This window comes from Actinoallomurus soli (genome assembly GCF_024055715.1).
In the GTDB taxonomy this organism is placed as follows: Bacteria; Actinomycetota; Actinomycetes; order Streptosporangiales; family Streptosporangiaceae; genus Actinoallomurus; species Actinoallomurus soli.
In genome coordinates this window covers 146,653-168,108 of the sequence record NZ_JAMXMV010000014.1, presented here as the reverse complement: position 1 = coordinate 168,108, position 21,456 = coordinate 146,653, and the positions used below count along the sequence as shown (strand labels likewise).

Genomic DNA, 21,456 nt, shown 5'->3' with positions numbered 1-21,456 from the left:
CTTCGACCGGCCGCGTTCCGATGCGCGGGACGGTAGCCGAGCGATCCGCGTGAGGTCGAACGGATCAGATCGTGTCGTCGAGCCAGTCGAAGATGCGCGCCACCGCCAGGCGAAGGGCGCCAGGGTGGCAGTGGGCGTCGCCGCCTTCCTCCTCGGTGAAGCTCAGGAGTTTCTTCGGCGCTGTGAGGTGCCGGTACAGCCTGCGCGGGTCGGATTCCTCGGTGGCGGAGTAGAACAGGTCGGCGGTCGCCTCGCACACCAGCACGGGGCAGGTGATCTTTTCCGCGCTTCCGTCGCCCAAGTTGTAGCGGGCGTACTCGGCCAGGAATCTCCGGTCGGTCGAGGTCCCCGTGACGTAGCGCCCGTGGTCGCAGGCCCAGCGCAGGGTCGGGCTCTGCTCACGGGCGTCGGCGATCATCCGGTCCAGTTCCTCGTCGTGCGCCGCTGCCGCGCGCTGGACCACCTCGTCGTGCGGCAGCGGGAGGTGCGCGGTCAGAGCGGAGACGGCGTCGAAGACACCGTCGACGGCGACGACGGCTGCCAGGCGCCGCTCATAGGCCGCCGCGCGGGGCGCGAGGTAGCCGCCGAGACTGACGCCGAGCAGCGCGATGCGGGCTGGATCGACGCCCGTGTCCTGGGCGAGGAAGTCCAGGACGGGACCGACCACGTTCTCCCAGTCCGGCCGGAAGGTCAGCCCGTCCCGGTGGATGGCCGCAGGCTGCCCGGGGCCGTCGAAGGTCAGGACGTGGTAGCCGCGTTCCTGTCCGCCGGCAGCGCCGAAGAAGTGCAACTCCTCGGCGGCGCCGTCGAATCCGTTGTGCATCACCAGTGTCGGCTTCGGGCCCTCGCCCGCCGCCCGGTAGAAGTAGCCGTGCAGCACGGTGTCCTCATACGGGATCTCCACGGGGGTGATGCCGGGAAAGTGGGCGATGGCGTCGCGGAAGCAGGCGACGCCACGCTTATAGGCGTGGTCGATGCGCGGGTCGCCGGGGTCGCCGTGCAGGAAGAACTCGGCCGCCCGGTAGTAGGTGGAGGCGCGCAGGAGTCCGTCGCGTGCGCTGATGGGGTGGCTTGCGCGGGCCTCGGTCTCCAGGCGCTCGGCGGTGGACAGCCAGGCCTCGTGCCAGCCGTCATAGTCGCCAGAGGTGACGCGGGCGGCGGTGGCGATGACTTCACCGACGTCCGAGCCGCCGTAGACCGCCAGGCCGAGATTGCGCAGGGTCTCGAACCAGAACTGCTGATCACCTGGGAACATCAGCTGCTCCACGGCATCTCCTTCTCAAGGAGGGCACGGAAGGCGCGCGGGGGCCGACCGGTGACGCGCTGGACGGTGTCGGTGGTGCGGTCTTCGGAGCCCGCGGCGATGGCACGGTCCATGCCGGCCAAGATCGCGGCGAACTCCGGCGGCATAAGCGCCGCGAAGCGATCGCGCATCTGCTCGTAGGACAGATGGCGGTGGACCACGGGCCGACCGGTGACCTCGGTGATGATCGCGGCGATGTCGTCGTACCTCAGCGCCTCTGGTCCGGTGAGGACGAGGTCGGTGTTGGGGGCGTCTTCGCCGGTCAGGGCATGGACGGCGACAGCCGCGATGTCCTCGGCATCGACGAAGCCGACACGGCCGTCGCCCGTGGCGGTCCAGATGGTGCCGTCTTCACGGATGCTGAGGGCGTGGATGTGCGTGCCGGTGAAGTTCTGCATGAACCAGGAGGGCCGCAGCACCGCCCACTGCTCGAACAGGCCGGGAAGGGCCCGGTGCACCGCCCCCACCGCCGGGCCGTCCTCGGGTATGGCCGAGGAACTGAGGAGCACCGCGCGGTGTACGCCCGCGGTGCGGGCCCGCTGGAGGAAGGGCAGCATGACCGCCGCCGGGTCGGACTCGCCCAGGGGCGGTATGAGGTAGACGCGGTCGACTCCGTCGAGGGCAGCGCCGTGGGTGGCGGGGTCGTACCAGTCGAAGCGGACCGGCTCCGCGCCGGGGACGGGGGCGGCGTGACGGCTGGCCGCCTTGACCCGGTGGCCGGCGGCTACAAGCCGCGCGGCGGTGCGGCCGCCGGTGTTGCCGGTGGCGCCGATGACCAAAGTGGTCCCGGTCGTGCTCATCGGGTGCTCTCGGTGAAGTCGGCGCCGGGCTGCAGGACGGCGAGGGGGTTCCAGTAGTCGCGGTAGGACGTGATGCGTCCGTCCTGAACGGTCACGACGGCGATGTAGGTCATGTCGTAAGGCGCCCCGGTCTCCACCAGGCGGCCGACACCGCGCATCTCGACCACGATGGTCTCCGGGTCGGTGGTCTGGTGGATCCGCAGGTCGGGAAAGTCGTGCAGGTCGATGTGGTCGGGGTAGTCGCGCATGTAGGCGGCGATGGCCTCCTTGCCCTCCAGCCGCTCGGGCCAGCCCTGGGGGGCGAAGGGGAACTCCATGATTCCGTCCTCGGCCCACAGGCCGACCCAGCCGGGAATGTCCTTGTCCAGCAGCAGCCGCAGGCTGTGGCGGTACAGATCCGCTGGAGAGGTGTGTGCGGACATGGGTATCCTCCATCTCGTAAAATCCGGACCCTGGGTCCGGAAACTCACGATACGGACCCAGGGTCCGGATCGCAACTGGAGGAATCCGCGTGCCCGAGCGCAAACCTCGCAAGGACGCCGTCCGTAACCGGATGGCCGTCTTGGCGGCAGCCGACACCCTCTTCGCTCGCTGCGAGAGCCCCGAGGACGTCACCATGGCCGACGTCGCGGCAGCGGCCGGCGTCGGGAAAGGAACGCTCTTCCGCGCCTTCGGTGACCGCACCGGGCTGATCCGCGCCCTGTACGAGGCACGGCTCGAACCGATCATGGACGCCGTCGAAACGGGCCCGCCACCGCTGGGGCCCCCCACCCCGCCGCTTCAGCGCATACCCGCCCTGCTCGACGCCTTCCTGTGCTTCAAACTCGACAATCGCCGCCTCGCACTGGCCCTGGAGGAAACGGGGAGCGCCAGCCCTTACCAGGCAGAGCATTACGAGCGATGGCACAGCCTGCTCCAAGCCATGCTGGAGCAGATTCCCGGTCTGACCGACAGCGACTTCACCGCCCATGCCCTGCTCGCCGCCACCCGAGCCGACCTCGTCGAGCACCTGGCCGGTCAAGCATGCGTGCCGCGCGAAAGAATGCGGGCGCAACTGGCGAGCTTCATCACCAGAGTCCTGGACCCTCGCTCGTCACAGAAGGGCTGACCGCCGAGGCCGGGTCCTCATACTGATGAACTTGTTGGTTGTTCATGATTTTTGAGTTTTGCAACTATCGACGGCCTTTACATAGTAAGATTGCTACTGAGTGCCGACGAGCGCTCGGCTGGACGACGTCCCCAGGCCGAGATCAGCGGCGCGAGTGTCAGGTCGAGTTCGCCCGCGTGGATGGCGGCCAAGTGCGCATCGATCTCGGCGTCGTCGGTAAGGCCGGCCGCGAGCAGCTCGCCGCGCACGTGCCGGATGGTCGCCGCCTCCAGCCGGTCGCAGGCCGGCCCGCCGACTGGGAAAGAGCCCGCCGCGGCGACATCTGCCAGGCCGGCCTCACGCAGTGCCCGCGGCAGTGTCCGGCCGTAGCGCAGGTCCGCGCCGCGGCGCGTCAGCAGCTCCCGGACCGCATCGCGCAGCCGATTGGCCCGCCGCGCCGATTCGCTGTCGTCCAGGCATGCCAGTGGCTGCAGAGCGGTATCGGCGTCCTCGACCAGCAGCCAGCCGCCGGGCCGCAGCGCCGCCGCCATCGTGGCCAACGCCTGAGCCCGGTCGGGTACATGGACCAGCACGAGCCGGGCGTGCACCAGATCGAACGTCCCCGGCTCCGGGGGCGGATCAGCGGCGACGTCGTGCCGGCGCACCTCATACCCGCCACCTGCCTTCAGCCACGACGGGTCGATGTCCGTGGCCAGCACGTACCCGGTCGGACCGACGGCCGCCGCGAGCGCCTCCGGGATACTGCGGCCACCGGCCCCCACCTCCCAGCAGCGCGAGCCCGCCCCGACCCCCAGTCGATCGAAGTGCGCCCGCGTCACACCGTCGAACAGCTCGGCCAGCCAAACGAATCGCTCGCCCGCCTCGGCGCGCGCGTTGTCCAGCAGGTATCCGCGGGCGGGAGCGGGCTCTCCACCGAGCGCGTTAGTCCTGCCTGTCGGGTCCGGTCGGCCACCGACGTGCGGCGGGCGGGGCGAGGAGGTCATCAGTACATGGTCACCTCCTCAGACCGCCAACGCCACGACGATGGGAGCGGGACATCTCACACGGCCGGCGGACCCCGCACGTCTCACAGCACGGTTCTGCACCGTGACGCGCCGGAAGGGGTGCATGTATTCGGCCCCCACAGCCGGCCTCCCCGAAGGCAACCAGTGCCGGGCGCACACCCGGCGTGGCACGGAGGCGAGCCGCCGTCCCGGCGCCCCGCGCCCGTGAAGGCGGTGGCGATTCACCACGAGCACCACGGCGAGCGACAGGCCGCGGTCCGTTTCTGCCGTATTCCGGTGGCAGCCCCTGCGTCACATGGCGTCTGAGGGCGTGGGGGTAGAGCATCGGCTCGGCGGCCGGCGAGGATCGCCGATCCCGGCAGGCAGTGAGCGGCTCGGCGCGGTCATCGAGCCGCCTCCCCTGGGGTGAGCCCCGCCACTCGGCTTCGACGCGTGGTCGCACCAGCCGCGCCGCGAACGCATCACCCCTGGGTTGTGGCGGTGTCCATTTCCCTTGCCCAGCGTCGGCTCCAGGTGTCCAGCGGACTCAGCGCCTCGCCGAGGTCCCGGCCGGGCGATGTGAGGTGGTAGCCGTCGCCGGGCGGGGTGAGCAGGCGGGCGTCGGCCGGCTCGGCGAGGCGGGTGCTGAGCACGCTGGAGGACATGCGCTCGCAGCGGCGCCGCAGTTCGCGGAAGCCCGTCGGTGTCTCTGCCGGTGCCTGGCTCAGTTCCCACAGGATGCGCATCGTCCAGCGCCGTCCGAGCAGATCGAGCGCGGCCATGACCGGACGGCCCGACCCAGACCCGCGTACCGGCGCGCCCGGCCGCGGAGCTCTGATTCCCAGGGCCCCACTCCTTGCTCGCCCGCGTCACCGCATGCGACCTGGCACAGGCCCGGGACCCGCATGAGGACCTGCTCGCTCGCCGTACGGGGGAAGCTGGTTCTCCGCCCTTGACGACGCACGTCCGTGTGGCCACCGGGCCGGTCCACACCGTCGTCGGCTGACTCTCACTCGGCTCGACGCCGGGCCGCGCAGAGCCATCAGGGCGGCCGAAACCAGGATCCGGGCAACTAGTCTCCGGCATCCGGCCGAGGCCCGGAGACCTCGCCCACCTGAAGCATGGATCCGCCGCGGTCGGCGGACCAGGCCTCGTGGGCCCCGCGGACACGTGCCCACAGGACCTCTCGGTCGGCGTCGTCGAGATCGGTGAGCGTCAGCCCGAACAGGTCGGCGAGAACGGCGTACCACGCGCTCTTGGACTCCAGGACCTCCTTCCGGTCCGGACCGCTGCCGATGCGTCGCAGCACGCACCCGGTGAGCACATCGGCGCCGCCGGCGTCCCGGCGCATGACCGTGCAGGTCCGCACGTACCCCGACTCCGGCGACGTGGACAGGTGCCGATGCCGGTCGAGGAACTCCCCCACCACGGCGGGCCCCATGCCGAAATCCACGCCGGTGAAGGCGCCACGGGGATCGTGGTCGAGCCGCCACCCTCCGGGTGCGGCCGCTGAACGCCGCAGACGAAAGCGGAACGGCCCCTGGACGTGTTCACCCTCGCTCAGGGGCAGCGGCTCGTGCAGTCCATCGCCCAGACCGGCGTCCACGAGCCAGACGCCCGAGGGGCAGTCCTCCGCCGCCAAACCGCGTACGGTCAGCGCCAGGTGGTTGGCCAGTGCCGGACCCGGCGGCGTCGCGGCCCGCCGACCCTGCACCCCCGCCCGGTGCCATGTCACCTCGTAGCCCAGCGCGCCGAGCAGGAGGGCGAACGCACCGTTCAGGTGGTAGCAGTAACCGCCGCGGCCCGCCGTGATCCGCGCCGCGGACTCGTACGGGTCGATCGAGGTGAGCCGGCCGAGTTGCACGTCGAGTGCCTCATAGGCGACACGCTCGACCTGGGCGGCGTGCAGGACGCGCAGGGCGGTGACACTCGGCGGGCCGGGGTCGGTGAGGCCGAGCCTTCGGAGATACGCGGATACGCCGAGACGGCTCATGTCGCACCTCCGTCGTGGATCATAACTTCATGGCCCCCGCCTTTACAAAGTAAGTTAGGGCCGTGATGGCGCGGCCCGGCGACAGGGCGAGTGCCGCTCGCCGTGCTCAGCGTCTCGCGTACCGTTCCCTCCATCCGTACGGCATCACGATGAGGAGCTGCGCACGGTGGCCGCGGAGCGCCAGGACGTGCCCGACGCCGGAGTCTGAACACTCCCCGGCCACCGGCCCCGACCATCGGGCACGTCGAGGGCCCGCCGGCGGTCACCCGGCGAGACGCCCGTCGCGCATCTCCAGCCGCACGCCGGGGAAGCGGCTCCGCAGTGTCCGGTCGTGGGAGACGACGACCAGCGCGCCCCGGTAGTCGGCGAGCGCCGTCTCCAGTTCCTCGACCAGGACGAGCGACAGGTGGTTGGTCGGCTCGTCGAGCAGCAGCAGGTCGTGCTCCGCCGCCAGCAGCCGGGCCAGGGCCAGCCGCCGCCGCTGCCCCACCGACAGCCCGCCGACCGGCGTGTCCAGGGCGTCGGGGTGGAACAGTCCGTACGACAGCAGCCGCAGGCGATGCTCGTCCGGGTGGCCGGGCCGACCGTCGGCGAACACGGCCAGCGCGGACCGGCGCGGGTCGGGGAAGTCGACCTCCTGTGGCAGGTACCCCACCCGGCCGCGCCGGAGCACGCTCCCGGAGTCGGGCTCCTCGCCGGCGAGGAGCCGCAGCAGGGTGGACTTGCCCGCGCCGTTCGGGCCGTGGATCAGCAGGTGATCACCGGCCGTCACGGTGAGGGAGACCGCGCACAGTCGGTCGCCGACCGTGGCCTCGCGCACTTCGGCGAGCGCCCCCTCCCCCTCTCCCCCGCCGAACAGCCCGTCGAAGCGCAACGGCTCGGGCGGCCTGGGCACCGGATGCGCCCGCAGCTGCCGGAGCCGTTCCTGCGCCTGGCGCACCCGGCTGGCGACCGAGCTCTGGACCCGCCCGGCGTCCCGGTCGTAGGCGGGTTTGTTGCGGTCCTTCATGGGCCGGCCGGGCGCGACCCGGCGGGCGGTGGTCGCCGCATGTCTCTCGACGCGTTCGACCTCCTCGCACCAGGTCGCGTACGCCTGCTCCCAGCGGACGCGGGCCGCCGCCTTGGCGGCGAGGAAGCCGGAGTATCCGCCGCCGAACCGGCCCACGGACCCGTCCTCGACCTCGTAGATCACGGTGGCGACCCGGTCGAGGAAGAGCCGGTCGTGGGAGACCACGACGACGGTGCCGTGGTGGGTGCGGAGCCGGTCCTCCAGCCAGGTCATCGCCGGCTCGTCGAGATGGTTGGTGGGCTCGTCGAGCAGCAGGATCTCGGGGGACGCCGCCAGGACACAGGCCAGCGCCAGCCGGGCCTCCTCACCGCCGGACAGCGTGCCGAGCGCGCGGTCCCGCTCCAGGTGGGCGAGGCCGAGCCCGTGAATCGCCTTGTCGACGCGGGCGTCGGCCTCGTAGCCGCCCCGCGCCTCGTACGCGGCCCGCAGCGCGGCGTACTCGGCGAACCGGTCCTCGGTGAGGTCGGCCTCGAGCTCGCACATCCGGCGCTCCATCGCGCGCAGGTCGGCCAGGGCCGCGTCGATGGCCTGCCGGACGGTGTCGCCGGGCGGCACGTTCCTCGTCTGCCCGAGGTGCCCGACGCCGCCGTCGGCCATGACGGTCACGTCGCCGTCGTCCGGTGGCTCGACGCCGGCGATCAGTCGCAGCAGCGTCGACTTGCCGGAGCCGTTCTCCCCGACGAGCCCGGCACGCTCCCCGGGCCGTACGGAGAACGAGACGTCGTCGAGGACGAGGTGGTCACCGTAGGACTTGGCGACGCCCCGCAGGGTGAGCTGAGTGGACAAGGAGGACCTCCGATACACGGCGTGGACGGGACATCGCGGTGCTCGGGGTCAGGCCCATGGCGACTGCTCTCCTTCACTGACCAAGCTTATCGCAACTTCGGTTGCGTTAAGATGATGACAGGTCGGCACCTCCGAAGGCAAGGGATTATTCGATGACGAGCACCGAGGGGCACGGGCTGCGTCCCGGCGGCCGCAGCGCCCGCGTCCGGGCCGCCGTCCGGGCGGCCACCCTGAGCGAGCTCGCCGAGAAGGGATACGCCGCGCTGACCGTCGAGGGCGTCGCCGCCCGCTCCGGGGTGCACAAGACCACCGTCTACCGGCGCTGGGGCGGGGTCGAAGGCCTGATCGCCGACGCGCTGGAGATGGCGGCCGAGGAGCCCTGGCCGATCCCCGACACCGGCTCCGTGGAGGAGGATCTACGGGCCCTCACCCGCCTGGTGGTGACCGGGTTCACCGATCCGGACGAGGGGCCGGTGTCGACCGCGTTCGTCGCCGCCGCCCTGCAGGATCCCGCCGCCGCGGCCGCGCTCCATGGCTTCTTCGCCTCCCGGCACGACCAGGCCGCCCGGATCGTGACCCGCGCCGTCGCCCGCGGCGAGCTGCCGGCCGACACCGACCCGGCCGAGGTCGTACGGGCGGCGGTGGCGCCGGTCTACTACCGGCTGTTCGTCAGCCGGGAGCCGGTCGACGCGGGAGTCGCCGACCGGGCCGCGGGCGCCGCCCTGGCGGCCGCCCGCGCGGGCGCCTTCGGCTACCGGGGATAGTCTCCGATGCCGGACCTCAGCAGGTCGAAGGCCTGGTCGACGGCGGTCCGCACGGCGGGGAGGATCGCCGCGTGGCTCCCGCCGGCGCGGCGGCGCCGGAGGTACTCCATCGAGACGGCCTGGATCAGCGCGACGACCTGCGCGGCGACGAACCGCGGGGTGGGGTCGTCGGGGTCGGCGTCGGTCTCCTCCGCCAGGACCTGCGCGAGGTGGTCCCTGCGCAGGTCGGCCATCTCACGCATCCGCGCTCGCAGTGACGGGCTCTCGAGCACCAGGCGGGAGAAGTCGTCCGCGCCGCTGTTGGTGCCGTAGCGCCAGTCGCCCTCGTCCAGGGCCTCGTGGAAGTCGCGGCGCAGCGCCTCCACGACCGACTCCCCCGGACGCCGGGAGGTGACGACCCGGCCGAGCCCCTGGACGGCGAAGTCCTGCCGGTCGAAGAACAGGTCCTCCTTCGTCTTGAAGTAGTTGAAGACCGTGTTGACGGACACGTCGGCGGCCTCGGCGACGTCGGCGACCGTGGTGCGGTCGAAGCCGCGCAGCATGAACAGCCCCATGGCGACGTCGGCGATGCGCTGCCGCGTCTCGCGCTTCTTGCGCTCCCGGAGCCCGAGCTCTTCCGCCATGGGATTCATGGTACTCAGATTGGAGTCACTCAAAGTTTGGTGCGACACCAATTATGTGGTTAGCCTACTTCCATGGATCACGTCATCGAGGCGCGTGGCCTCGCCAAATCCTTCGCCGGCGCGGACGCCGTACGCGGCGTCGACCTGACCGTCCGGGCCGGAGAGATCGTGGGATTCCTCGGGCCGAACGGCGCGGGCAAGACGACGACCCTCCGGATGCTCACGACCCTGCTGCGGCCCACCGCCGGCACCGCGACCGTCGCCGGGCACGACCTGATCGCCGACCCGGCCGGGGTACGGCGCCGGATCGGCTACGTCGCCCAGGGCGGCAGTACCAACCCGTCCTGCACCGCCCTGCAGGAGCTGGTGCTGCAGGCCCGGCTGTACCGCACGCCGGACGCGCCCGCCCGGTCCCGCGACCTCCTGGCCGAGTTCGATCTCGCCGATCGCCCGATCGGATCGATGTCGGGCGGGCAGAGACGGCGCCTGGACATCGCGCTCGGCGTCGTGCACCGGCCTGCGGTCGTCTTCCTCGACGAGCCGACCACCGGGCTGGACCCGCAGAGCCGCAGCGCCCTGTGGGACCACGTCCGGCGGCTCCGCGACCGGCACGGCACGACGGTCTTCCTGACCACCCACTACCTCGACGAGGCGGACGCGCTGTGCGACCGCGTCCTCATCATCGACCGGGGACGTGTCGTGGAGGAGGGGTCGCCGGAGGAGCTGAAGGCCCGGCTGGGCGGAGACGTCGTCACCCTCGAGATCTCCGGGGACGTCCCGCACGCCCGGTCGGCGCTCGCCGGTCTCGCCTCCGTACGGGAGGTGCGCGTCACCGGGCGCACCCTGCGGCTGACCGTCGCCCCCGGGGACCGGATCCTCATCGAGCTCACCCGAGCTCTGGACGCGGCCGGCGTCGAGCCCCTGTCGATCCAGCACACCCGGCCGACCCTCGACGACGTGTTCCTGGCCCTCACCGACCGAGAGGCGGCCGCCCGTGCCGCGTGACACCTGGCTGCTCTTCCGCCATCAGCTCCGGCTCACGCTCGGAGGATGGTTCGGGCTGGTCTTCGGCGTGCTGCAGCCCGTCCTCAACCTCGTCCTGTTCGGTCCGCTGCTCGGGACCTACCTCGGGCACGACAGCTGGCAGGTCTTCGTACCAGGCGTGCTGATCCAGCTCTCGCTGCTCAGCCCGGGCCTGGCCGGGTTCGGCATCCTCTTCGACGCCCGGTTCGGCGTCCTGGAACGGCTGCGCGTCACACCGGCGTCCCGCCTGGCCCTCCTGCTGGGCCGGGTGCTGACCAACACCGTCGTGCTCCTCGGCCAGGCGGTGCTGGTCATCGCGGTCGGCGCGGCGTTCGGGTTCCGCGTCCCGGTCGCGGGCCTGCTCATCGGCCTGGCGCTGCTCGTACCGCTGGCGGCCGGCCTGGCCGCGCTGTCCTACGCGTTCGCGCTGACGCTCCGGCGGCAGGAGCTGTTCGCGCCGCTGTCCAGCACCTTCGTGGTGCCGATGCTGCTGCTGTCCGGGGCGCTGCTGCCGATGTCGGCGGCGCCGGGCTGGCTCGACGCCGTGTCCCGCGCGACGCCGTTCCGGTACGGCGTGGAGGCGCTGCGCGCGGCCTTCGCCGGACGCTACGCGTCGGGGACGCTGACCGCCGGGCTGGCCGTGTCGGTGGTGTTCGCGGTGGCCGCGCTGACCATCGGCACCCGGACCTTCACCCGCCGGCACTCCTGACGCCGACGCCCTCCAGGGAGAGCACCGGCTCCATCACCGGTTCGTCGGGGGCGACCGACCGCTGGGCGACGAACGCGCCGACCAGCACGATCGCCCCGCCGACGAGCTGCGGCACGCCCAGCCCCTCACCGAGCGCGATCCAGGCGCACAACGCCGCCGACACCGTCTCGATGTACGCGACGGCGCCCGCGACCGGCGCGGACAGGCGATGTACGGCGGCGACGCCGGTGAGGTACGCCGTGACCGTACTGACCAGAACGATCCAGACGACCAGCAGCCAGCCCGGAGCCTGCCGGTCGCCGAAGCGTACGCCCGTGGCCAGCAGGTGCCACGGGATCTCCCACGGCGGCGCGGCGACGGCCAGCAGGACCACGCCGACGCTGGACCCGGCGGCGGTCATGACCAGGGGGTCGACGTCCTCCCCGACCCGGTCGATGATCAGGAAGTAGGCGGCCTGGCAGGCGGCCGCGCCGAGCCCGGCGAGCAGCCCCAGCGGGTCGATGCCGAGACCCGACCAGACCTCCACGACACAGGCGAGGCCGACCAGCGCGATCCCCACGCCGATCGACGCGCTCCGGGGCACCCGCCGGCCCTGGACGAAGCGCATCCACCCGACGACCAGCACCGGGCCGGTGAACTCCAGGAGGATCGCCACGCCGACCGGGATGCGGGAGGCGGCGACGAAGTAGAGCGACTGGCAGCCCGCCACGCCCATCACCCCGTACAGCAGGAGGAGCGGCCACCGCCGGCGCACCGCGCGCCCGGCGGCACGCCCGCGCAGCAGCAGGGCGAGCGGCACGAGGACCAGGGTGGTGCCGGCGATCCGTGTCCATGACGCCTGCAGCGGCGAATAACCCGCGTTGATCAGCGCCTTACCGAAGGGCCCTGACGTGCCGAACGCGATCGCGGACACGATCCCGAAGCCCAGCCCCGACGCCTTGAGCCGCGCGGCGTTCACTCGCCCACCCCCTCCTGATTAAGGAGCAAAGCTACAGGACGGTAATTACGCGCCGCAATGGCGTACGAATCGACCCACTACGATGCGCATCGTGACTTGGCAGGCCCCGGCCGCACCCCCGAGCGACCCGTTCGCGGCCATCGAGACAGACGTGCGCGGCATCACCTCCTCCCCGTGGTGGATGGGTGCGCCACCGCACGCGCGCGCCGAGGCGCTCACGTCACGGATGCTGGCCGGAGCCGGTGAATGGTGGCTGTTCGGAGCATGGGGCCGCTGGTACCGCTGCGGCCTGGACGGCAACTGGCACCTGTGCCCGCCTCCGTTCGACCCCGCCGCTCGGCAGGCGGTGATGCCGGCGCCGCCAGGCGCGGGCCGCCCACCGGTACCCCCCTCCATCCTGACCACCGGCCCGGATCTGACCCCCGGCCCGCTGGCCGGCGACGGTCTGTTCGGCGCGCCGCCCTCCCCCACGGTGCTCGGCCGGCTCCAGCAGACCGTGACCGCGGCGGCGACCGCCAACCCCGCCCAGTTCCCCCTGCAGGATCCGCACTTCCTGCCCGGTACCCCGAGCCCGATCGCGGTGTCCTTCTTCGCCGTCCTGTGGTGCGCCGGCGCTCCGGTCACCATGGACGACCACCCGATCCTCGGCCTGTACGCCCGCCACCTCGTCCCCGCCGCACCGGGCCCGCGCTGGTTCCTGCAGCCCGCGCTCCCGCTGATCGTCGGTGCCTACACCGAGCGGCTGCGGGCCGGTGACCCGATGGGCGCGTCCTACGTCGCCCGCGTCCTCTGGGAGACCGCCGAGGCCCTGCGCGGCGAACCCGCCTTCCGGCCCCGCGCCGACGCGCTCGCCGCGATCGCCGCCACGACCCTGCGCATGGTCCCGAACGACCACGCCGGAGTCCGCTACGGCGACCCCGCGATCGTGCAGGAGTGGCTGCGCCGCTGCCCCCCGGAGCTGCGGGTGACGCTGCTGCGGGAGACGGCCCCCGGCGACCACTTCCGGCTCGCCTGCTACGACCTCGCCGCGATGGCGGCCGCGCTGCCCGCCGCCGCGGCCGGACCGGCCGAGGCACGGCGGGTCGCGTTCGCCCTGCTGGCCGCCGACCTCGACGGCGCACCGGGTGCGGCGGCCGCCGTGCTCCCCTGGCTGGACCCCGAAGCGGTCCGCACCCTGCAGTCGCTCGCACAGCCGGGTCACCCGCTGCGGGAGCTGTGGCCGGTCGACGGCACGCTGCCCGGCGCCGTCGCCGGCGCGGACCCGCAGATCCTGCGGACCCTGCTGGCCGCCGCCTACGCGACCGCGCTGTCCTGGTGCCGGCTGGCGGGCATGGCTCCGCCCCGGCCCGGGTTCACCGTCCCCGCGGCGCTGCTGAAGGCGATCGACGCCGGCCCCGAGCCGGGCCCCGGTGAGGGCCTGACACCCTGGGAGATCATCGAGGCCGCCCGCGCCCACCTCGCCGAACAGCGCAAGGCCGACGCCGCTCCCCCGCCGCAGCCGGCCACCACGGCCTGGCCGGCCTCCGAGCCGCTTCCCTCCGCGCCCTCCTCGAACCCGGCCGCCCCGCCGACGTCCGACCCCGGCGGTCCCGGCGGCCCTGCCGCGCCCACGTCGATCCCCGGCGTCGCGGCGGGCACGGGCCCGTCGTCCCACCCCGGTACCGGCCCGTCGTCCCACCCCGGTACGGGTGCGCCGGCCGCCGACCACGGGAGCCCGGTCGGAGGCCGCTGGTCGACCGGGTCCTCGGGGCCCGCCTCCGACTCCGGCGTGCCCGAGGGCACCAGAGCGTGGTCCGGGTTCACGGCGCCGGCCTCCGACCCCGGCGTCCCGGGCCCGGGCGCTCCGGGTCCGTCCTCCGACCCCGTTGGCACGTCACCGGCCCCCTCCCCGTACGACGGCTGGACCCCCGAGGTGACGAGCGTGACACCCGACCCGGCGGCGTCGTTCCCGCCCGCTCCGCCGACCGCGCTCACGCCCGACCCCGGCGTGCCACCGACCTCGGCCGTCCCCGCCGATCCGGCGGCCGGAGCCGGCACTCCGCCGCCCTTCCCGAGCGGGACGGCCGGAGTCGGCGCACCGCCGCACCACCCGGACCCCGTGGCCGGCACCGGCACTCCGCCGCCTTACCCGCTCCCGGCGGCCGGAGCCGGAACTCCGCCGTCCTATCCGACCCCGGCGGCCGGAGGGGACGGCTCGGGATCGTTCGCGGACCCGGCGGCCTCCCCGTACGGTCCCGGGCCGCGTCCGGTGGAGGCGTACGGCATCACGTTCCTGCCGGGCCCCGACGACATCGAGCATCTGCTGACGGAGCTTCGCCGGCGCGGCAGCTGGGCCCTCAGCCTGCGCGGCCAGGAGGTGTCCAGCGCCTCCGCGCCGGCCGTGCTGCTGGTCGGCGAGCTGTCCTGCGGCCAGCGCCGGCTCACCCGCATGATCGCCCGAGCTCTGGCGGAGGTCGGCGTGGGCAGCGGCGAGGTCCACACGCTTCTGGCCGACGAACTCGCCGAGATCGACCCGCGGCGCCTGCGCGACCGCCTCGCCGAGTACAACGGTCACACGCTCCTGATCGAAGACCTGGACACGATCGTCCTCGACGACGACCGCGGCGCGGCCTACGCGTCGGCGCTGTACCGGGCACGGGTCGAAGGCGTCAGCGAGACCGTCCTCGCCGCGACCTGCGCGCCGGGTCGGCTGCGCGAGCTGACCGACGCCATCCCGGAGCTGATCACGGACCTGCGCACCGTACGACTGCCCGACCTGTCCGATCCGGAGCTTCGCGTCCACCTCGCGGCGCTGCTGGCCGGAGAACGCCGCCTGAAGCTGGAGCCGGAGGCATGGCAGGTGGCCCGGCGCGACCTGGCGGCCCTCCGCGGCCGCGGCCGGCTCACCAACGCCCGGCTCGTCGAGGCGTACCTGGATCGCGCCTGCAACCACCATCTCGGCCAGGTGGGCGAGACCCAGGTCTTCCAGGGACAGAACACCCTGACCCTCTCCATCAACGACTTCCAGGGCGTCGCCGCCGAACTCGAACCCTGAGCGGTGGCCCGCGAAAGTGATCACTTTCATAGTGACCAAGCGGTAACTTCGGGTCTACCCTCGGCGCGTGGACATCGTCTTCGAACGGCGGGGTGACGGCCCGCCCTTGCTGCTCATGCACGGCATCGGCCACCGCTGGCAGGCGTGGGAGCCGGTCATCGACCTGCTCGCCAAGGAGCGCGACGTCATCGCGGTCGACCTGCCCGGCTTCGGCGCCTCGCCGCCTCTGCCCCCCGGCACCCCGTACGACCTCGAGACCGTGGTGAACGTGCTGCGGGAGTTCGTCGACCGGCTCGGCGTCGACCGCCCCCACGTCGCCGGCAACTCCCTCGGCGGACTGTTCGCGCTCGAGGCGGCCGACCGGGGGCTCGCACGCTCGGTGACCGCGCTCTCCCCCGCCGGGTTCTACACCCCGCTCGAACTACGGTATGCGGCGCTCGTGCTGCGCGCCTCGCGGCTCGGCGCCGGACTGTCCCCCTCGGCCATGCGACGGCTGGCGAGCACGCCGCGGATGCGCCGTCTCATGTTCGGCATGATCTACGGACGGCCGGATCTCATCGGCGTCGACACCCTGCTGGCCGACGCGGCCGCACTGCGCGGCGCGGTGGGCTTTGAACCGACCCTGCGGGCCGGTCGCAGGACCACGTTCCGCGGCAAGGTGCGGGACGTCCCGGTGACCATCGCGTGGGGCACCCGCGACCGCCTCCTGCGTTCGAGCCAGGCCGTACGCGCCCAGCAGACGCTGCCGCACGCGCGATTCGTCTGGCTGCAGGGATGCGGGCACGTCCCGATGGGCGACGACCCGGAACTCGTGGCCCGCGTGCTCCTGGAGGGAAGTTCCGGCTGAGCGCCGGCCGGCGGCCCGTCGTCGGCCCGTCGATCCGGTGACCCCGAGCCTTCGCCGGGTCCGTGCCGGAGGCCAGCGGTGTTCCGGGTCCGGCCGGGTGTCGCGGTTTCGGGTCGGCGCGGTTTCGGGTCGGCGCGGTTTCGGGGCGGCGCGGTTTCGGGTCGGCGCGGTTTCGGGGCGGCGCGAGGTCTTCCCATCCGGACGTTCGAGAGTGACGATGAGGGTGTGACCCGCCCCTCGGCGCGGCCTGCCGGCCCAGGGACGGGCGGTCCGGCACCGCTGTGGGCGCGAGCGCTCACCGAACGGCTGGCGGTCGGCGCGTTGACCGGCCAGCGGATTTCGCCGTAATGGCCCGCAGCGGCCTGCCGGCCCGCGCCGGCGGTGCGTCGACTCACCACTTTCCCGACACGTCACTCACCGACTCATCGATTCCCTGACCGGCGCCTTCAGGAGCCCCCGGGCGGGTACGGCCCCGCCTGCCGGCGATCGGCGATGGGTTTCGGCGATAAGTGTGAGCGACGGCGTCCGGGATAAGGTCCGCCCGCATCCGCACCGACATCGAGAAATGACATGCAGCCGATCTCGATACCGCCGCATTCGCCGGAGCCAGGGGCGCTATGCTGACGTCTTCATCGCGGGACATGGCCTTCGGTCACGAGACCGAATTCGGCACCTCATCCGCACCACAGACCCACCCGTGCAACCCGCAGTGCAGCTTGCACGGAAATTCCAGGCGCAGATATCGGCAACATTTCCGTTTGTTACTTTTGGGTTTAACTGCGTCACCCCAGGGACCATTTCGCGGAGGTCACGGGATAATAAACTCCCACGAGCGAAAGGGTCGCGTCATGTTCGGTCGGTCGATCTATGTTCCGGAGAACCCGGCGTTGATCGGCGGGTCCCCCCAGGCGGTGCACGAGCAGCTGTGGGCGCAGGGCAAGCGCCGCCGGCTTCAAGTGCGCGGCGCGCTCGCCGCCCTCGGCCTGGTGATCGGCACGGTACTCGTCGACTTCTGGTTCGGGCTGCTGGCCGCGGTGGCGGTCGCCGCGGTGGACGCCCTGTACTACCTGCGCCAGCGGATGGCCTCCAGCGTCTGGCGCAAGGGCCAACGGGGCGAACGGCGCACGTCAACCCTCCTGCGCCTGACCCTCGACTGGCGCGGATACCGCGTCCTGCAGGGAAGGAACGTTCCAGATCAGGGTCAGATCGACCACCTGGTGATCGGGCCCACCGGCGTCATGATGATCGACAATCAGGCGGTCGCTCCGGACACCGACATCGCCGCCTACCGGGGCACGCTGTTCATCGACGAGCGATCCGGCGCCAAGATGGTCGGCGCGCTGCGGGCGCGGGCCGACGCGACCGCCGCCATGCTCGCCGAGCGCCTCGGCGGCGAGGTCGTCGTGGAGGCCGTGGCCGTCATCCACGGTGGTCGCCTCGCCCGGGGCCTCGTCGAGGCCGACGGCGTCACCCTCCTCCGCATGCACCGCCTGCCCGGCTGGGTCCGGCGCCAGCGCAACCGCTTCTCCCCCGAGCAGGTGGCGGCCATCGCCGAGGCGGCGCATCAGCTGCCGATCAGCCGGCAGGCGATCATCGTCCGCTGAGCCGCTGCCCGGCGCGCGTTTCGACGCCGGGCGGCTCCCCTTCCGTCACTCGGCTCCGGCGACCGCGCCGTGTTTTTCGTCCCGCCCGGTCACCCCGTCCCCTCGCTCCGGTCGGCGGCGGGAGGGCACGGGGCGGGACGGCGCGCGGCGGGCGGGAGCCGTACGGAAGAGCCAGTCCATACGAGGTTCGACCGCCCACCGGAACACCCGGCGCGCCACGTCCCCGGACAGGACGACGGCGAGGAGCGCGCAACCGACCGTGACCAGCACGACCTGCCGGCCGGAGATGCCGTAGTACCAGTCCTGGTAGGACAGGTACAGCGTGACGAACCCGTGGAGCAGGTAGGCGTACATCGTCGCCGAGCCGAGCCGGGTGAACCACGTGCGCCGCGCAGGCACGACCGCGAGGAACGCCACCGTGAGGATCAACGCGGCGGCCAACGCGGCGATCCGGAACCCGACGCCGGCCGAGGCGCCCACCCCGAGCTGACCGAAGCTGCGCCGCCAGTGCACCCACTCCGGATCGACGCTCAGCGCGAGCAGGTAGGCGGTGACCCCACCGAGGAGGAGCACTGCCGCGCCCGCGATACGAACGGCACGGCGGTGCAGGACCGCGAAGTGGTGCGGCCGCAGGGCCAGCCCCAGCACGAAGAAGGGCAGGAACGACAGCACCTGGGCGGCGTTGAGCATGCTCGGCAGGGTGACGAACCCGGCGAGCATCGAGATCAGCACCGCCACGATGACGGGGAGGCGGATCTGCTGCCAGAGCGGCGTGGACAGCCGCCATAGCAGCAGGGCGGGCAGGAACCAGGTCAGGTAGTACGGCTCCAGCGGATCCCAGCCGACGTGGCGGCCGGACAGCAGCCCGGCCCACAGCGGATAAGCGACGCTGAACAGCACATAGGGCACCACGATGGCGGCGACGAGCTTGCGGGTGCGGCCGCGGGTGCTCGGGAACCCTCGCGAGAAGTACCCGCACATGACGATGAAGGCCGGCAGGTGGAAGGCGTAGATGAACGTCTGCGCCGCCTCCAGGAGACGACCCCCGACGTTCGCACCCCGGAGGGGCTCCCAGGCGTGGCCGATGACCACCAGGACGACGGCGAGGAACTTCGCGTTGTCGAAGTAGGGATCCCGGTCGGTGCGGCTGCGACCGGCCGGGCCGCGGTCGGCGCTGCCGGGAGCAGCCGGAACGGGGGGTGCCGGATCGTCACCCGCGGACCCGGCGCGGCCAGGGTCGGCGCGGCCGAGGTCGGTGCCGGTGCGATCCGTGCGGCCAGGATCGGCGCGGCCGAGGTCGGTGCGGGCGGGATCGGCGGGGCTGGGTTCGGCGGGGACAGGTTCTGTGCGGACGAGGTCGGTGCGGATGCTCAAAACGACGGAACCTCGGTCGGAGACAACGACTTACCGGGCCAGTCAACAGGACGTTCCTGAACGGAGGCGCAAAGGGTCCTGAACACCTGTGCCCGGTGAGGCCGTGTTCATGCCGGTGCGCCCCCCGGCCGGCAGTGCCGGCACGGCCGGTATCCGGCACTCTCGGCCTGTGCCAGGGTACGAAAGCCTTGCCGGTGCGCCGGAGTGATCCGGCGCGCGTCGCGACAGCTCGGGAAGCACACGACGCCCGTGGTGTCACTGCCCACGAAGTAGACGTTCTTCGCCGCGAGCGTGCCGACCTCGTCGAGATTGACCTGCTCCGTCCGCAGCAGGTGCTCCTTGGCCGGCGCGCCGAAGACGTACTGCCCGATCCGGCCGTCGGAGCGGGTCACCCGGTGGCAGGGGATCAGCAGCGGCACCGGATTCCTTCCCAGCGCGGTGCCGACCGCCCGGACCGCCTTCGGCCGGCCGATCCGCTCGGCGATCCAGGCGTACGGCCGGATCTCCCCGCGCGGGATCGTCGCCGCCGCGCGCAACACCGCCTCCTCGAACGGACGCAGCCCCCGCAGGTCGAGGTGGAGCCCGCCGGTGCGTCCCGTCCGCAGTGCCCGCACCAGGGCCGGGGGCGGACCGCCGCCCGGCAGCAGCGGCCGAGCGAACCGGCCCCGGAACGACGCGGCGAACTCCTCCTGATCCTGTCCGGCACGCAGGTAGGCGACGCCCTGGTCGGTCATCGCGACGTAGACGCCGCCGATCGCGGCGTCGACGCGCACCCAGCGGGCCGCCACCCGCTCGAGCAGGCCCGCCGGCGCGCCGGCCGTCAGCGCGCCGAGATCGGCGATCAGCGAATCGTCCTGGTCGAAGGGGTCCGGGCCGTGGGACTCAACGGTGCTCATCGTTCCTCCCCGGGTAGAGCACGCGGAGTCGCTTGAGACCCCGCGAGATGTGGGACTTGACCGTGCCCTCGGGGGCGCCGAGAACCGTCGCGATCTCCGCGATCGGCAGGTCCACGACGTGCCGCAGCACGATGGCGAGGCGCTGCTCCTCGGTCAGCTCGTCGAGCAGCGCGGCCAGCTCGCGACCGGTCTCCGACCGCTCCGCGACCTGCTCGGCCGGCTCCGCCGGATCGGCCGCCTCCGGCGCGGCCTCCAGGGGCGCCGGAGGCGGATGCCGGGCGGCCGAGCGGGCGGTGTTGCGCCAGAGGTTCGCCAGGATGGTCATGAGCCACGGGCGCGGCCGCAGGCTCTCGATGCGCTGCGGCTCGTAACCGGCCAGCGCGCGATAGGCGCGCAGGAACGCCTCCGCCGTGAGGTCCTCCGCGTCGGCCCATCGCCCGCACAGCCGCAGCGCCGCGGAGAACACGACGTCACGGTAGGCGTCGAAGAGCGCGACGAAGCCGGTGTCGAGGTCCTCCGTGAGCGCGGCGACGATCGGGAGGCGGATGTCGGTCTCGGTCACGTTCATAGAACACCGGCCGAGGCCGCTGCGTTGCGAAGCATCACGTTCGTTCCGTTGCCTCCGATGAACGAGTCGTACGATACGACTTCCGCCTTTACAATGTAGATCACCTACGAGGCCAACGGCCACCGGTCGCAGTTCGCCACCATTCGCCCGATGCACAGGACGGAGAGACCGTGACCAGCACCAGTGTGCGTGAGGCCCGCGAGGCCCTGATCCGCACCCACTTCGAGTCCGAGACCGCCCAGGACTTCGACGTCACGCTGGCGACGATGAGCCATCCCCGCTACGAGATCGTCCCCACCGGTGAGGTGTTCGACGGCCCGGAGGAGGTGATGGCCTACTATCACCGGTCCCGCGAGGCCTTCCCCGACCAGCGGCATGACAACGTCCGCCTGCGCCATGCGGACGACGCCGTGATCGCGGAGTTCGACCTGCTCGGCACGCACCTGGGCGAGCTGTACGGTATTCCGCCGACCGGCCGCGCCTTCCGGTGCCCGATGGTGGCGTTCTTCCTCTTCGACGGCCCGGAAGGCGACCGGATCATCTGTGAGCGGGTCTACTTCGACATCGCCACCATCGCGACCCAACTGGGCATCATCCCGGGGCCGATCGGCACCGGCCCGGTCGGCGCCGGTTCATAGGCGCACCTGCACCGATTCACGGGCGCGGTGACCGCCGGCGCTCTCCGCCCGCGGTCGCCGCGGAGACCGCCCGTACTCGCATACCACCCTTACCCGGACACCGCCCATGCCCGGACACCGCCCGTACGCGGTCGTCCCGCGACCGCCCGGCGGGCCCGGGTCGCGGTGCGCCACCCCGGGCCGGGAGATGTCCGTGTCACCGCTGCGCATCGGTTACGCTGGTGAGGCCGGTGTGGCATGTGTCCCCGGGCCGCACCTACCGCCTTCGCGGAATACCGGCCGGCCGGCTGGTCGGAGCAGGAGCCGCGTTGTGCCTTTCGCCGAGAGGCGACCACCACACCGGCCTGAACGTCACACGCCCCCGCGGGAGGATCTC

The 21,456-nt window shown here is 72.4% G+C and carries 20 protein-coding genes; 8 read left to right on the top strand and 12 right to left on the bottom strand.

What is annotated here, in order from left to right; all coding sequences use genetic code 11:
• Positions 1 to 64: 64 nt before the first annotated feature.
• Genes NDW01_RS29815 through NDW01_RS29805 form a run of 3 tightly spaced genes read right to left on the bottom strand, consistent with a single transcriptional unit; the run spans position 65 to position 2,525 of the window.
• Positions 65 to 1,267 carry an alpha/beta hydrolase family protein gene (locus NDW01_RS29815; protein ID WP_252827552.1) on the bottom strand — a complete coding sequence of 401 codons (1,203 nt, stop codon included), beginning with the start codon at positions 1,265 to 1,267 and terminating at the stop codon, positions 65 to 67.
• Positions 1,255 to 2,103, bottom strand: a complete 849-nt coding sequence (locus tag NDW01_RS29810; RefSeq protein ID WP_252827550.1) for an NAD(P)H-binding protein — start codon at positions 2,101 to 2,103, stop codon at positions 1,255 to 1,257. The genes NDW01_RS29815 and NDW01_RS29810 overlap by 13 nt, the downstream gene beginning before the upstream one ends.
• Entirely contained in the window at positions 2,100 to 2,525 is a 426-nt protein-coding gene (locus NDW01_RS29805; protein WP_252827545.1) for a nuclear transport factor 2 family protein, read from the bottom strand. The genes NDW01_RS29810 and NDW01_RS29805 overlap by 4 nt, the downstream gene beginning before the upstream one ends.
• Before the next feature lie 89 nt (positions 2,526 to 2,614).
• On the opposite strand from NDW01_RS29805, the gene NDW01_RS29800 reads away from it, so the two are divergent.
• Entirely contained in the window at positions 2,615 to 3,211 is a 597-nt protein-coding gene (locus tag NDW01_RS29800) for a TetR/AcrR family transcriptional regulator (RefSeq protein WP_252827544.1), read from the top strand.
• A gap of 77 nt (positions 3,212 to 3,288) precedes the next feature.
• On the opposite strand, the gene NDW01_RS29795 is transcribed toward NDW01_RS29800, so the two are convergent.
• From NDW01_RS29795 to abc-f, 4 genes are all read right to left on the bottom strand, one after another.
• Entirely contained in the window at positions 3,289 to 4,194 is a 906-nt protein-coding gene (locus NDW01_RS29795) for a methyltransferase domain-containing protein (RefSeq protein WP_252827543.1), read from the bottom strand.
• Between the two features lie 482 nt (positions 4,195 to 4,676).
• Positions 4,677 to 4,976: a winged helix-turn-helix transcriptional regulator gene (locus NDW01_RS29790; RefSeq protein ID WP_252827542.1), complete on the bottom strand. Its 300-nt coding sequence runs from the start codon at positions 4,974 to 4,976 to the stop codon at positions 4,677 to 4,679.
• 290 nt (positions 4,977 to 5,266) lie between these two features.
• Positions 5,267 to 6,187: an arylamine N-acetyltransferase family protein gene (locus tag NDW01_RS29785; protein WP_252827541.1), complete on the bottom strand. Its 921-nt coding sequence runs from the start codon at positions 6,185 to 6,187 to the stop codon at positions 5,267 to 5,269.
• 262 nt (positions 6,188 to 6,449) lie between these two features.
• Positions 6,450 to 8,042 carry a ribosomal protection-like ABC-F family protein gene (abc-f, locus tag NDW01_RS29780; protein WP_252827540.1) on the bottom strand — a complete coding sequence of 531 codons (1,593 nt, stop codon included), beginning with the start codon at positions 8,040 to 8,042 and terminating at the stop codon, positions 6,450 to 6,452.
• A 152-nt stretch (positions 8,043 to 8,194) separates the two neighbouring features.
• On the opposite strand from abc-f, the gene NDW01_RS29775 reads away from it, so the two are divergent.
• Positions 8,195 to 8,806, top strand: coding sequence for a TetR/AcrR family transcriptional regulator (locus tag NDW01_RS29775; RefSeq protein WP_252827539.1), 612 nt, complete (start codon positions 8,195 to 8,197; stop codon positions 8,804 to 8,806).
• Here NDW01_RS29775 and NDW01_RS29770 read toward each other — a convergent pair.
• Entirely contained in the window at positions 8,794 to 9,429 is a 636-nt protein-coding gene (locus NDW01_RS29770) for a TetR/AcrR family transcriptional regulator (RefSeq protein ID WP_252827538.1), read from the bottom strand. The genes NDW01_RS29775 and NDW01_RS29770 overlap by 13 nt on opposite strands.
• A gap of 72 nt (positions 9,430 to 9,501) precedes the next feature.
• Here NDW01_RS29770 and NDW01_RS29765 point away from each other — a divergent pair, with 72 nt between their 5' ends.
• On the top strand, positions 9,502 to 10,434 hold the full coding sequence (locus tag NDW01_RS29765; RefSeq protein ID WP_252827537.1) for an ATP-binding cassette domain-containing protein: 933 nt from the start codon (positions 9,502 to 9,504) through the stop codon (positions 10,432 to 10,434).
• Positions 10,424 to 11,161 (top strand): ABC transporter permease, encoded by a 738-nt coding sequence (locus NDW01_RS29760; RefSeq protein ID WP_252827536.1) that lies wholly within the window; start codon positions 10,424 to 10,426, stop codon positions 11,159 to 11,161. The genes NDW01_RS29765 and NDW01_RS29760 overlap by 11 nt, the downstream gene beginning before the upstream one ends.
• Here the strand turns inward: NDW01_RS29760 and NDW01_RS29755 are convergent.
• Positions 11,142 to 12,119 carry an EamA family transporter gene (locus NDW01_RS29755; RefSeq protein ID WP_252827535.1) on the bottom strand — a complete coding sequence of 326 codons (978 nt, stop codon included), beginning with the start codon at positions 12,117 to 12,119 and terminating at the stop codon, positions 11,142 to 11,144. The genes NDW01_RS29760 and NDW01_RS29755 overlap by 20 nt on opposite strands.
• 91 nt (positions 12,120 to 12,210) lie before the next feature.
• Here NDW01_RS29755 and NDW01_RS29750 point away from each other — a divergent pair, with 91 nt between their 5' ends.
• The 3 genes from NDW01_RS29750 (at position 12,211) to NDW01_RS29740 (ending at position 17,604) form a co-directional block, all read left to right on the top strand.
• Positions 12,211 to 15,153 carry a hypothetical protein gene (locus NDW01_RS29750; protein WP_252827534.1) on the top strand — a complete coding sequence of 981 codons (2,943 nt, stop codon included), beginning with the start codon at positions 12,211 to 12,213 and terminating at the stop codon, positions 15,151 to 15,153.
• A gap of 67 nt (positions 15,154 to 15,220) precedes the next feature.
• Positions 15,221 to 16,000 (top strand): alpha/beta fold hydrolase, encoded by a 780-nt coding sequence (locus tag NDW01_RS29745; RefSeq protein WP_252827533.1) that lies wholly within the window; start codon positions 15,221 to 15,223, stop codon positions 15,998 to 16,000.
• A gap of 848 nt (positions 16,001 to 16,848) precedes the next feature.
• Entirely contained in the window at positions 16,849 to 17,604 is a 756-nt protein-coding gene (locus NDW01_RS29740; protein ID WP_252827532.1) for a nuclease-related domain-containing protein, read from the top strand.
• Between the two features lie 45 nt (positions 17,605 to 17,649).
• On the opposite strand, the gene NDW01_RS29735 is transcribed toward NDW01_RS29740, so the two are convergent.
• The 3 genes from NDW01_RS29735 to NDW01_RS29725 all read right to left on the bottom strand — a co-directional run bounded on the left by NDW01_RS29735 (position 17,650) and on the right by NDW01_RS29725 (position 20,436).
• Positions 17,650 to 18,978 carry an acyltransferase family protein gene (locus NDW01_RS29735; RefSeq protein WP_252827531.1) on the bottom strand — a complete coding sequence of 443 codons (1,329 nt, stop codon included), beginning with the start codon at positions 18,976 to 18,978 and terminating at the stop codon, positions 17,650 to 17,652.
• Between the two features lie 107 nt (positions 18,979 to 19,085).
• Positions 19,086 to 19,874, bottom strand: a complete 789-nt coding sequence (locus NDW01_RS29730; RefSeq protein ID WP_252827530.1) for a methylated-DNA--[protein]-cysteine S-methyltransferase — start codon at positions 19,872 to 19,874, stop codon at positions 19,086 to 19,088.
• A complete protein-coding gene (locus tag NDW01_RS29725) occupies positions 19,861 to 20,436 on the bottom strand; it encodes an RNA polymerase sigma factor (RefSeq protein WP_252827529.1) in 576 nt (191 codons plus the stop codon). The genes NDW01_RS29730 and NDW01_RS29725 overlap by 14 nt, the downstream gene beginning before the upstream one ends.
• A 176-nt stretch (positions 20,437 to 20,612) precedes the next feature.
• Between NDW01_RS29725 and NDW01_RS29720 the strand changes: the two genes are divergently transcribed.
• Positions 20,613 to 21,080, top strand: a complete 468-nt coding sequence (locus NDW01_RS29720) for an ester cyclase (protein WP_252827528.1) — start codon at positions 20,613 to 20,615, stop codon at positions 21,078 to 21,080.
• Positions 21,081 to 21,456: the final 376 nt, after the last annotated feature.